General features: G+C 67.8%; 9 protein-coding genes, 1 tRNA gene and 1 pseudogene. 1 reads left to right on the forward strand and 10 read right to left on the reverse strand.

Features of this window, described 5'->3' with window-relative positions; all coding sequences use genetic code 11:
• Positions 1–222, reverse strand: a pseudogene (locus E1298_RS36245) (hypothetical protein); the annotation flags it as partial.
• A gap of 313 nt (positions 223–535) precedes the next feature.
• Here E1298_RS36245 and E1298_RS36250 point away from each other — a divergent pair.
• Positions 536–609 (forward strand) — tRNA-Pro (locus E1298_RS36250).
• 372 nt (positions 610–981) lie between these two features.
• Here E1298_RS36250 and E1298_RS36255 read toward each other — a convergent pair.
• The 9 genes from E1298_RS36255 to E1298_RS36295 all read right to left on the reverse strand — a co-directional run.
• Positions 982–2,916 carry a DUF2075 domain-containing protein gene (locus E1298_RS36255; protein WP_243726023.1) on the reverse strand — a complete coding sequence of 645 codons (1,935 nt, stop codon included), beginning with the start codon at positions 2,914–2,916 and terminating at the stop codon, positions 982–984.
• Positions 2,917–3,049: 133 nt separating this feature from the next.
• Complete coding sequence (locus E1298_RS36260) at positions 3,050–4,645, reverse strand: protein NO VEIN domain-containing protein (protein WP_131901483.1); 1,596 nt, start codon at positions 4,643–4,645, stop codon at positions 3,050–3,052.
• A 328-nt stretch (positions 4,646–4,973) separates the two neighbouring features.
• The gene (locus tag E1298_RS36265; RefSeq protein WP_131901485.1) at positions 4,974–6,182 is read right to left on the reverse strand and encodes a tyrosine-type recombinase/integrase; all 1,209 of its coding nucleotides are present in this window, start codon (positions 6,180–6,182) and stop codon (positions 4,974–4,976) included.
• Positions 6,179–6,418: a helix-turn-helix transcriptional regulator gene (locus tag E1298_RS36270; protein WP_207945050.1), complete on the reverse strand. Its 240-nt coding sequence runs from the start codon at positions 6,416–6,418 to the stop codon at positions 6,179–6,181. Before E1298_RS36270 ends, E1298_RS36265 begins: the two co-directional genes overlap by 4 nt.
• A 340-nt stretch (positions 6,419–6,758) precedes the next feature.
• The gene (locus tag E1298_RS36275) at positions 6,759–8,357 is read right to left on the reverse strand and encodes a hypothetical protein (RefSeq protein ID WP_131901487.1); all 1,599 of its coding nucleotides are present in this window, start codon (positions 8,355–8,357) and stop codon (positions 6,759–6,761) included.
• The gene (locus E1298_RS36280) at positions 8,354–9,271 is read right to left on the reverse strand and encodes a bifunctional DNA primase/polymerase (RefSeq protein ID WP_131901489.1); all 918 of its coding nucleotides are present in this window, start codon (positions 9,269–9,271) and stop codon (positions 8,354–8,356) included. The genes E1298_RS36275 and E1298_RS36280 overlap by 4 nt, the downstream gene beginning before the upstream one ends.
• Positions 9,272–9,309: 38 nt before the next feature.
• The gene (locus E1298_RS36285; RefSeq protein ID WP_131901491.1) at positions 9,310–10,221 is read right to left on the reverse strand and encodes a deazapurine DNA modification protein DpdA family protein; all 912 of its coding nucleotides are present in this window, start codon (positions 10,219–10,221) and stop codon (positions 9,310–9,312) included.
• Between the two features lie 43 nt (positions 10,222–10,264).
• The gene (locus tag E1298_RS36290) at positions 10,265–11,278 is read right to left on the reverse strand and encodes a DUF5131 family protein (RefSeq protein ID WP_131901493.1); all 1,014 of its coding nucleotides are present in this window, start codon (positions 11,276–11,278) and stop codon (positions 10,265–10,267) included.
• On the reverse strand, positions 11,275–11,675 hold a 401-nt coding region (locus tag E1298_RS36295; protein ID WP_207945051.1), incomplete at its 5' end, for a hypothetical protein. The genes E1298_RS36295 and E1298_RS36290, both read right to left, overlap by 4 nt.

The raw sequence follows: 11,675 nt of genomic DNA on the forward strand, positions 1-11,675 counted from the left end.
CCGGACCATCCGTCCGATGACCGCACCCTGCCCGCCCCGCCGCCAGAACTCGGTCGCCGCCTTGTCATCGCTCGACCGCAGCATCACCCCCAGCAGCGCCCGATCTGCCACCGACACCCGATGCTCCCGCAGGTAGTCGAGCGCCAGCAGGATCTTCACCACCGAGGCCGACCGGAACACCTGCCGCGGCCGATGCTCCACCAGCACCCGCCCACGCTTCACATCAAAAACGACATAAGACGCCAGAACCCCCGCAGGCACCCGAGGCGTCACCCGCGGCGCCGCCCTCTCGGCCCCCTTAGGCCGCGCCTCCGGCGTCCCCCGCGGACTCCCGCTCACCGACCGAGCCCCTCCACCGGACGACCCGTCCGCCTCACACCCGCATACCAGGACCCCGACCACCACAGCCAGCCCGACCCGCGCCACCAAGGAGAACACCAGGCATGCCTACCAGACCGCGCCCCACCCCGCCTCAACCCAGTACGCACGACCCCGCAGACTGCGCTACAGTAATCACGCCTGCTCCGCCAGGCACCGGGACGTAGCGCAGTTTGGCAGCGCACTTGACTGGGGGTCAAGGGGTCGTGGGTTCAAATCCCGCCGTCCCGACACAGAAAAAGCCCCGCTGACGATGGCATAAGCCAAGGTCAACGGGGCTTAGTTGTTTTGCTCTGATGGTGTTTGTGTCACTCACACGGCGCGTAGCCGGGGACCATCTGGGGACCGACGATCACTCAGATGCAGGCTCAAGGACGCTGGCTACGAGATCAGACCGACGCCCGTCCGCGAGCGCGAAGAGCTGACGGAGCTGTGAACCGCTCCTAAGCGGCAACAACACAGAATCGGGTCCGATTACCCCGGGCGTCGTCTGCGCCTGTTTTCGCCATGCGCAACAAACCGCCGCCGGAGCCTCTCAGCGGGCCAGTGCAGAGCAGCAGGTGCCACCGTCCACTAGCCAAAACGATGAGCCCCGCGTCTCTCTCAGAACAGGCCGTCCTGCGTGGGAGTGGAGCGATCGTCTGCTCGTGCTACCGCCTCTGCCAAGGCATGATGCTGCTTGTCGAGTACTGTCTTCGCCTGCGCCACGGGCGGCACGCCTAGTTCGGCGAGGAGCGCTCTTGTGCCGGGGTCAGTGGAGTAGATGATGGCGCCGTACTTCCCGCGGGTGGCCAGGACGCGGTAGATGTTACGCACCAGCTGGTGCCGGTCGGGACCGCCTGCAGCGGGGTCTTCGTTCTTAGTGGCGAGCCAGCGGCCGCCGTGCCAGGTGTAGTCGCGGCCCATGATGATGCCGGTGTAGTCCCAGTCGAGGCTCTGCGCCGTGTAAATGCAGCCGACTTGCTCGAAACCATGTGGGTCGGTGGCCCACATATCCTTACCAGGGATCTTCTTCTTCCTGATGGGCTTGTCGGCGTTCCAGGGGCGCTCCCAGGCATCGATACGGATGTCGTTGGCGAGCCGCCCTCCTGGCTGGACCTTCTTCGTCCACTTCCAGCAGTAGCCAGCCGTGATGCGTGCGGTGCGGTTCAGAGCGGTCTGCAGGCGCAGGTAGTCCTCCATCTGTTGGGGGTGGTCGGCTCGCAGCAGTTGGAACCCCTCGCTGGGCTCCCAGGGGCGGGGAGCAGCGTCCTCGTAGCCAAGCAGGTCTTCGAGCCAGGAGACATACTCGGGGCACAGATGCTGCCGGAACTGCAGAGACAACTCGATCGAGTGGATGTTGCCCTCGGCGATGCCCATCTCCAGCGCGATCCGACGGATCTCCTCTGGGGTGCCGACCTCGTCGCGCCGAACGACCTGGCGGGGGTCCAAGAGGAAGACCGGTACGCGCGCGGCGTTGATCAGTTCCTGAATCTGAGGAGTGTCGGATCGGTCCTCTACCGAGTCGTAACGCAAGTTGGAGTCCTTGCGAAGCCGATGGGCCTCGTCGCAGATCAGCACATCCAGATGGTTACGTGTTCGGCGCCGGTGCTGGTGAAAGTAGGTGAAGATCGACTCCACCCCGCCGCGGCGCCCCTTGACGTGTTCGCGTAACGCTCGGGCGAACGCATTGCTGCCCGAGGCATGCACCGCTGCACTGCCGACAGCGCTGAGTAGGCCGAGCAACTCCAGTGCCAGCACCGATTTCCCCGTGCCTGGGCCGCCGACGATGATGAAGACCTGCTTGTTGTTCTCGGTGAACCCTTCCTCTACCGTCTGGAACACGCGATCCACCGCTGTCCGCTGCTCATCGAGCAGCGTGAACAGCGCTCGTCCGCGCACGGCTTCCTGAGCGGCGAGCATGAGCGCCTCGCTCGGGCGGACGTGCGCCTGATCGATCAGCCGGCGGTGACGGGCCGCGTTCTCACCGCTAAGGACGGAGGCCAGGAACTCGCCCATCTCCTGACGGGCGTCCGGAGCACTGCCAAAGATGCGCATCCGTGCCAGGTCGACCTCGGAGCGCAGGCCACAGGCCGGCGGAACGAGCTTGGCGACCTCTTCTGCCGGGGCTTTGTGCAGATTCACCAGTCCGTGGAAGCGTCGGTGCAGCATGGGCAGATGGTGCTGCAACGTCCGGCAGTAGTCCCAGGCTTGCTCTACCGGGTGCTGGCTGCCCTCGGGGCCGGATCCGGGGTGCACGACGCGGCGCGTACCGCGGAGGACATGGAGCTGGGACCACTGCTTGTTCTCCACCACCACCACCGACAGTTCACCGCACTCGGGATGGGAGCCGACCAGCAGCATGTCGATTCGGGCATCGCTGGCGAGCGTGCTCATCTCCAAGAGCACGATCACCTCGCCCAGCCCCGCGTCCACCAGCACCTTCGCGACCGTCTTGGGGCTGGCACGCCAAGACTGCAGCTCCTGCTCCCTTGGAACCTGTTTGAAGGTCCGCCGTACACCGGCACGCAGCGCCTCCGCGAGATGCTCGCTGTCCATCTCGTTCAACTCCGCAGCCGAGCAAGCCAATGCGTAACGCGGTTTCACTCCCACATCTCCTAGCCGCCCGCAGGAAACCGACAAAGCGCGAGCCTACCCAGGACCACCGACACAGCGCCGTGCTCGGGACTGATCATCTGGGGAGCACATCATCGGGCTCAGAGGGGACGCGATACTCGAACCGCGTTGCCCTCAAGTCCTCGTCAGCGGGCGTCCAGTTGGCCCTGAGGTGGAAGGTGCCTCCACTGGCGACGTAGGAGGGAACGATCGGGGCCTTGCCTCCAGGCTGCGTTTCATGATCGACCTCGGGTCCGACCGTAGTGATGGTGATGTCAGTGACTACGCACAGGTCAACGTCGGGGAACTCGCGGGCGTGCAGCACTTCGTTGATGGTCAACTCGACCGAGCCGAGCGCTCCGGTGGTGCCCTTAACCTCGACATGCCGCTCGGCACAAGGTTTTGTGAGGCGCAGGTCATAGGGCTTGCCCAGTTCCTCGACCTCCCAGCCCTCGGCCTCGTAGTGCTCCTTGGCCATCTTCACGGCACGCTGCTCCACGGCGCGCCGCTTGGCAGGGTCCATCTGCCGACCGACGCCGAAGGGACGGCCAGCATTGCGACGGCGAGGGAGGCTCTCAACGGTGACCGGGGCCGTCTGGCTAAAGGGCACCTGCGGAACGCCCCGCTCAAGGGTGTCTGCAGTCAGCCCCAACCTCTGAAAAATGAGGTTCATATTCGTCCTGCCCATCCGGCCAAAGCCCCGATGGGTCCCCGACCGGCGCAAGGCGTCGCTGGCACTGCGCGACAGCGGGCCGTCATCGCCAAGCGGAACGTCGTCGAGCCGCCCCAGTGGCTCGAATCCGATCCGTGTCAGCCACTTGACCCTGCCCTCGGCGATCTCGTCCGGCATATGTGGAGCCGTTGCCATATAGGGACGGGCGCCCGCCTGGCATACGTACAGCGTGGCGCTCTTGCCCAGCCAGTCGTCCAACTGCACCCGTGGACTGGCGCCGATGCCGAAGATGACGTACTCGTAGGACGGATAGGTCAGGACCCCCGGGAAACCCCAGGTGTTGGTCTCCAGGCCCACCGACAAGTTGAGCAGCGCGTAGGGTGCCTGCGGGACGTGCACCATCATCACCGCAGTCTCACCGGCAGCGTGGTTCTTCGCCTTCTCGAATGGAGCCGTGCTCGGTGCCGTTGCGAGCGCTGTGGGCTCGTTCGCCAACCGTGTCACTTCCTGCAACACGCCTTCCCCGTGGGAGATCGGCGGCGAGGACAAGCCGGTGGCGAGTTTCGCGGCGTCTGCGAGCGTGTAGCCGGGAACCTGCAGCCGCAGACGGATTCGCTTGGTGTTGTTACGACCCCGAGGAGCGCTCGACTCTCGACCGACCTCACGCTGCGCACGGCACAACAACACGCGGAGATCCTTCAGGTCATGCTCGTCGGCCAGCCGGATCGCCGATGGGAACAGCCTGCGCTCGTCCTCGGGCAGCGAGTTGGTCGCCCGCGAATCCACGATCCCATCCACGAGCACGGCGTTCAGCCGCTTCAGGCGCACCAACAGCAGATCGAGTGTCCGCAGGTAGTCGGTGTTGCGGGCCGGGCGTCCTCTTGAATGATTGGCACCCGACTGACTCTCCAGCACCAACGACAACGAGCCAGTACCCTGCTCGGCCTCCACCGCGAAGTCGGCATCCAGAACTCGACCGTCATCTGCCGTCGCCTGCATGGACGCACTTTGACACGAAGCACTGACATTCTGGGCTGCGACTGACGACCTGACCGAAACGACGAGGTCAGATCGGTTGGGCCGAGCGGGGCTTCTGCGAGTTCACTCTCACGAGTTGCCGCGCCTCTGGCTGCGGCGTGGGGTGCAGACTCTGCAGCTTGCTGCGGGGCGAGAGCACGCATCCCGATCAGGATCGGTGAACACCCACGCGGTCCAGCACGAGTTATGTCTGCCGCTCCCACCGTCCCGACATTAACAAGGCCCCGCTGACCATGGCATACGCCGAGGTCAGCGGGGCCTGGTCATCCCTCCTTGACGGCTTGCGTCGCTAAACGACGCGCAGCCGGGGACTTTCTGCGCAGTGACGGTCACTCAGGTGCAGGCTAAGAGCCTCCCCCGCTTCTGTCAGCGACCGGGCGTCCGGATGCAGGTAGCGCTGGGTTGTGCTGAGTGAACCGTGTCCGGCGATCTTCCGGAGCACGTGTACCGGTACTCCGGCATCGGCCATCCAGGTGAGCCCGGTGTGGCGCAGGTCGTGCCGGCGCAGGTGCTCGTAGCCCAGCCGGGTCACCACCTCGTCCCAGTGGGTGGCGTCCCGCAGGATCGCGGTGGTGATCCGGCCGCCGCGCGGACCGGTGAACAGCCGGGCCGCTGGATCGTCTTCAAGCGCGTCCAGCCGTTGCCCCACCAGCTGGCGGATCTCTTCGATCAGCGGGACTTGGCGGGCCCGCTTGCCTTTGGTGCCCTTATCGATGAGTCCGCCTGGCCCCGGGGTGGTCTGTCGACGCAGGTTCCAGAGCCAGGTGGTGCGGTCGATATCGCCTACCCGGACGCCTGACACCTCGCCGATGCGGGTCGCGGTGCATGCGGCGAACATGACGACCTCGCCCCATCCTCGGTAGTTGTCGGACGACCGTTCCACCAGTGCGTCCGCGAGTTCGACCAGCGCGTCCCAGGTCGGCAGCGCCAGGGCGCGCGGATCGTCCAGCTCGTCTTCAGCCTGTTTGTATTCGAGCTGCCAGCCGACCACCCGGGCAGGGTTCTGAGTGATGATCCCGTCCCGGACGGCTTGCTCCATGACGCGTACCAGCGCGGCGAGGCTGTTCTTCACGGTGGATCGTCCGCACCCGTCCGCGATCCAGCCGTGGACGACGCGATCGACGGCACCGTTGGTGATCATCACCACGGGCAGGTGGCCGAGCGCGGGGACGACACGCAAGCGCCAGCCGGCCATGTAGGGATCCAGGGTCTTGCTTTCCAGCCCACGCATGGCCAGCGTCATGACGTTGGCGCCGTAATCGGCCAGTTTCATGGTGGCGGTCGCGGGGTCGATGCCGCCTTGGGCTGCCGTCTGGAGCCTCTCTATCCAGGCTTCGGCTTCCGGTTCGGTCTCCTTGGCCTCCGACAGGGAGCATCGGCGGCCGGTGTGCGGGTCTACCCACCGGACCCTGGCCCGGTAGGGCGAGCGCCGGTTGGGACGGAACTCGATGTCGCAGGAGAGCGATACGCCGAGGGGTAGCGCTTCGCGGCGGGTCATCGGCTGGGCTCCCCTGGGGTGATGCGGTGGTTCCTAAGCCAGTTCTCTACGTCGTGGGAGCTGTAGCGTGCGACGGCGCCGCTCATCTTGACGACGGGCGGTCCTTGCATCGGCCGGGCGGTACGCCACCTGCGCAGCGTTGAGGGATCCACGCCGATCAGGTCGGCAAGCTCCTCAGTGGTGTACCAGCCTCCGTGCAGCAGATCGGCGGTTCCGTGTTCAAGCAGTTCGGTCAAGACGGGGCTCCCTTCGGGGGGCGAGAACGAGACAGGGGGAAGCGGGGCAGGGTTGCTTGCGTCGTCGGTGCGCGCGGCTCTGCACGGAGGGGCTGAAACATCTCCGCATCTCCGCATCTCCGCAGTTGTGGCTGTGACCTGCGGTGATGGGTGCGGAGATGGAGGTGGTGGGGCTCGGTCCATCTCCGCAGTTGGGGGTTCATCTCCGCAGTTGGTGCGGAGATGCGGAGATGGACTCTGGTTGACCTGTGCCATCTCCGCACTCCAAAGGTGCAGGTCAGCAGCGGGTTTTGCGGCGTTGCGGAGATTGCGGAGATGTTTCAGCGCTTTTCGAGCGGCTTCAGGCATGGCGCTCTCCCTGGCCCTGGTCGGTGTCGTGGTGTTCGACCCAGAACACGTTCCGGTCGCCGCGGTGGCTTTTGGCGGCGCGGATGACGTAGTCGCCGCGCCAGCGTCCGGTCTGGCCGGTGAGCAGGCGGCCGAGGGCGAGCACGTTGGGGGCCCGGCCGGTGGGGGTGGTGATGAACTGGCCTTCCCAGCGGTCGTGTTCGTCCAGCCCGATCCGGTCGGGTTCGCCGGAGTTGCGTAGTTCGGCGGCGGTCATGGGCTGGTCGCCGTGCAGGTGGTGCCAGCAGGCCATGAACGCGTGCCAGCGGGTTTCGTCCTCGTCGATGCCGCGGACGTCGGCTGCGTTGGCCAGGAACCCCTCGATGCCGTGATGGGTCAGGAACCCGCCGAGGGCTTGCGCCCATGGGGTGAACTGGCGCATCGACACGGTGTCGGCGCGCGGCGCCCCGCCAGAGGTCCAGTTCAGGACCAGGACCAGCAGGTGCCACAGCACGGTGAGCTGGTTGGCGGGGTCGGTGATCCATTGGTCCAGGTGCGGGATCCCGAAGCGGGTTTGGTCGCGTTGTTCGGGGCGGGGCATGTTGGGGTCCAGGTGCACCCGGACGGTGCGCGAGGCCATGTCCCCGCCGACTTGGAGGTTGTTGCCGGTGGCCATCCAGAGCCGGTCGTTGACGGTGGCGATGGTGCGGGACGCGCCCAGCTGGCGGTCCGACCACACCCCAGCAGTGACCAGCAGCGCCAGGGTGGGTGAGTCGATGACGGTGCCTTCGGCGAGGTTGTCCCACACCACCACGCCGACCTGTTCGGCCAGTACCGCGGTGATGGATTTGCGGAGTTCTTCTTCGGCGTAGGCCCAGGGGATGACGCGCTGCCCGTACAGCATGCCGGGGCCGCCGGTCAGGATGGATTTACCGGAGGCGGGCATGGTCGCATCGATCAGCGCGAACGGGGTCAGGCTGCGGGTGAAGTGCCGCAGGATCGGGGTGACCAGCAGCGCGAGGTAGTTGGCGCGGTCGGCCGGGCTGGACCAGGGGAAGTCGCGCAGGAACCGGTTCAGCACGAAATCGCGGGCGGTGTCGACCTGCTGGGCGGTCGGCTGGTCCGGGACGGGCGGTAGCACGACCTTAGACGCCAGGTACAGGCCGGTGGCGGGGTCGTAGCCCGGTTGTTGCAGCAGAGTGCCGTCCCGGCGCAGCACCGGCGCTCCGATCACACCACGCAGCGGCGCCAGGCCGGGCCAGGTCTTGCCGGCCAAAACCGAGGACAGGATGTCGCGGGGCGGGGTGACCTCCTCCTCGTAGAACTCCAGCTCTTGCTTGCCGTTGCCGGTCTTGCGGGAGCGGAGGCGGTAGACGTAGGCGTGTTCGGCCAGCAGCCCGGCCAAGGTGGCCGGGGTGACCGGGCTGGCGGCCACGGGAAGGGGTGAGTCCTCATCGGCGGCCGGGCTGGTCTGCCCACCGGAGATGGTCTCCATGTGCACCAGGGCACCGGCGGAAACGTAGGTGTTGGGCAGGGTGCCTTTGGCAAGCTCGGCTTTGAGGACGCGGATGGTCTCGGGACCCGATCCGGCTTGCAGGCGCGGCAGGCTCATGTGGGGACGCTCCTGGGGCGTTGGGTGCCTGCGCGGAACCCCGATCGGATGGTCCGGCGGGCGGGCATCTCCTCCAGCCCGGCGCGCGCGGCGGCAGCGGTCAGCAGGTCGACGGTGTCGTCGGTGTTCAGGGCGCCTCCAGCCACCAGCTGGCCGAGGGCGACGGCGGCGCCGTACAGGACGGCGTTGCGGCGCCCCTTGGGGGCGGTGGCGATGGCGTTCAGGCTGGCGGTGACGGCCTTGTCCAGGTAGGCGCCGCGGTTCCCAGTGGCCAGGTGCACCGTGACGGGGCGTTGCGGCGGCAGCGGCGCCGGTTGGAGCCGTTCGGCCAGCCAGCCGGGCAGCGGCGCCGGGGGCGGGGTGTGGATCGGCTGATAGGTGCCGGTGCCGTCGGGCAGGTCCACAAAGGAGCCGGGGCCGACGACGTATCCGCCGTCGCCACGGGTGTCGACCTTCCAGCCCAGCCCGTTGCCGTGCTCGCCGCCGGTGTTGGTCAGCCGGATGCCCTCGGGGGCGGTGAAGTACAGGTGGAACCCGCCGCGCCGGGTGCGGACCTGGAAGGTCTCCAGCGGCATCGGCTCTCCGGCCTGTTCGCAGACCAGGGCGAACACGTCGGCGCCGTCGTTGACGCCGGGCAGCGCCCACCGGGGTGGCGGGTGTTCCCCGGGCTTGGGCATGTCCAGGTCGATCACCACCAGGCCAGAGGGGCCGCAGGCGATCCCGATGTTGTAGGGGCGCCGCGCCCACATCTCCCGGATGGCGTCGGGGTCGGTGGTCGCGGTCTGCTTCCACCGCACCCCGCGGGGCGGCTCCTTGTCGCCGATGGCGACGGGGAAGACATGCCAGCCGCGGGCGGCGGCGGTCAGCGCGTAGCGCACTAGCAGGCCGGGGGGCGGCGGTTGAAGGTTGGTCATGCTGCGCTCCCCTCGGGGGATATCGGCAGCGGCACGGGTTATGCCGCGCCGCCCATCGCGAGCTGGACCGGCCCGGTGGTCAGGTCCCGGTACCAACGGTCGATGTCGGTTAGGAGATCGCCCCGCCACAGACCCGCCCAGACCGGGCAGTTTGCGCAGTTGCCGTCACCGGTCACGCCGTGTTGACAGCCGGGGAGGCGGAGGTTGCGACGCCGCGCGAGCGCGGACCACGCCATGCTGTCGGTACTGATCAGCGCGTCTATCCGGCCGATCTCGGCCAGGGCTCGCAGGATGCGCAGGATGGCGCGGGTGTGGACGCCGAACCCGTGCATCCGCAGACCCGCCCTGGCCAGCGTCGCGAAGATCGCCGCGCCGGTCGGGGTGTCCGCGCGGCGGCAGACTGACCCGACGCCCACGAGTGGCTCGGTGCGCAGGTCGACGCCGTGGGCGTCGTACAACTCGACGCAGCGCTCGTACTCGTGGACCTCCCATCCCTGGACAACGGGGATGATCGGCAACTCCGGTGCGAGGGTGCGCAGGGTGAGGTAGTTCTCGACGGTGAGCCGCTGGTGTTCGGCCACCGACAGCCCAGTTCCGGCGTAGACCTCAGGACCGCGCCGCCCGCCAGTGATGATCTCGGGCTCGCACATCCAATCCTGTGGAGAAGCCCAGATGAGACGGCCCGACTCGGCGGTGTAACGGCGGAGGAACGTCACGTACTGCGCAGGGGTGACCGGCCACTCCCCGTACTTGGACACGAGCGTGAACCCGCCCGAGTCCATCGCGGCGTCGGTCAGCGCAGGCCGGAGGTTCCGGACCTGGCCTATTGAGGTGAACGACGGGAACGCGGGCCAGTCGATGGCGTAGGGCTCTGTCCGGCGGGTCCCGAAGACCCATGCCGGGGCAGGAACGCCCGTCCAGAACAGCGGTGAAGTGGCTGGTCCGTTCATCAGCGCCGGTCCTGGGGCCCGGCGCGAACCGCGCGGCGGCCGATCATGCCCGCCATGCCGCTTCGCTCCCGGCGGGCATGTCGTTGTGGGTGCGGCCGTCCAGCAGCCGCCCGGCGCTCTTCTTGCTGGTGCGGCGCATCCACACACCGCCCAGCGTGCCGGGCTCGCTTTGTTTGCCGCTGGGCAGGATCCAGGCGTAAGCGCCCGGCCCGTAGGGGTAGTGCGGCGTGCCATCGAAGGGAACCCAGGCCCCCCACTGCTTGTGGAAGAAGGCGACGCCAGCGTCCTGGCACTGGTCACGGATGGAGCGGAACCAGTCGGGATGTGCGGGGCGGGCGCTGGGCCCGGACTCGCCGCCGGTGATGACCCAGTCGATGCCGTGGAAGCGGCGGCAGCATCCGCCGGCGTGCACGTAGCGGGCGGTGAGCCCGTGGCCGCGTTCGCTGCCGCACGTCCATACCGCCCGGGTCAGGTCGATCGGCCCCAGCAGCGGTTCGGCGGACACGAACCGCACCGCGGCCGGGGTCTCGACAAGGGCGGGGATGCGGATCTCGGCCCACCGCTGGTTCTCGGCGGAGACGCCGAGCCACACGTTCGGCAGCGGCCAGTTCTCCCAAGGGTTGTTCGCGCGGACATCGACGCCTTCGTTGGCCAGGTCGGCCGACTCGCCCTGGACCAGATCACGAAAGCCCTGGCTGCGCAGGAGGCTGCGCAGCCGACCGTGGCGTTTGGTCAGCACCTGGAAGGTGTGCCGGGGCGCGGCGGCCATCACCGCGAACACTTCGGCGATGAACTCGTCCGGCACGGCGGGGTGGAACAGGTCGGACATGGAGTTGACGAAGACCCGCCGCGGCGCCCGCCACTTCAGCGGCTGGCCGAGCCGCTCGGGCCGAAGCACCAGGTCGAAACCGCGCTCGAAGTGGTGGCCGGGCACGCCCCGCCAGCGTTCGGTGAATGTCTCGGCGTAGCAGTGATCGCACCCGGGCGAGACCTTGTCGCAGCCGGTCACCGGGTTCCAGGTGGCGTCGGTCCACTCGATCGCACTGCGCTGGCTCATGCGGCATCGCCGTCCTTAGGGTCGCGCTTGTGGGGCGGCCAGACCGGCGCCCAGTCGTCCAGGTCCTCCTTGCCGGGGGTGATGACGGTCCCGTCGAGGGTCAGGACGAATTCGTGGCCGTTGTGGCAGGTCCACAGGTCGCCGTGGCGGTCAGGGTCCAGGGCGGCCCAACTGGTGCACTCGGTGAGGCAGTACGGGCAGTCGGGCCCGTCGGCGACGGGCCAGCGGGTGACCGGGATGGCCCAGTCGGTGGGGCAGGCGTGGCAGTGCCACACGTTGGTCTGACCGCCGTCGAGGCGGTCGGCGGGGCCGATGAACACGACCTCGGTGGGGGTCTGGCAGGTGGGGCAGTCGGGTGGTTGCAGCACCGGCCACTGATCGGCGGGCGGGTAGGGGT

The organism is Actinomadura rubrisoli (assembly GCF_004349215.1).
GTDB classification, from domain to species: Bacteria; Actinomycetota; Actinomycetes; order Streptosporangiales; family Streptosporangiaceae; genus Spirillospora; species Spirillospora rubrisoli.

What these genes read in the sequence shown, in the direction of transcription:
- E1298_RS36280 (WP_131901489.1), bottom strand. Translation starts at nt 9,271, where the DNA reads ATGACCAACCTTCAACCGCCGCCCCCCGGCCTGCTAGTGCGCTACGCG.
- E1298_RS36255 (WP_243726023.1), bottom strand. Translation starts at nt 2,916, where the DNA reads ATGGACAGCGAGCATCTCGCGGAGGCGCTGCGTGCCGGTGTACGGCGG.
- E1298_RS36290 (WP_131901493.1), bottom strand. Translation starts at nt 11,278, where the DNA reads ATGAGCCAGCGCAGTGCGATCGAGTGGACCGACGCCACCTGGAACCCG.
- E1298_RS36265 (WP_131901485.1), bottom strand. Translation starts at nt 6,182, where the DNA reads ATGACCCGCCGCGAAGCGCTACCCCTCGGCGTATCGCTCTCCTGCGAC.
- E1298_RS36260 (WP_131901483.1), bottom strand. Translation starts at nt 4,645, where the DNA reads ATGCAGGCGACGGCAGATGACGGTCGAGTTCTGGATGCCGACTTCGCG.
- E1298_RS36275 (WP_131901487.1), bottom strand. Translation starts at nt 8,357, where the DNA reads ATGAGCCTGCCGCGCCTGCAAGCCGGATCGGGTCCCGAGACCATCCGC.
- E1298_RS36285 (WP_131901491.1), bottom strand. Translation starts at nt 10,221, where the DNA reads ATGAACGGACCAGCCACTTCACCGCTGTTCTGGACGGGCGTTCCTGCC.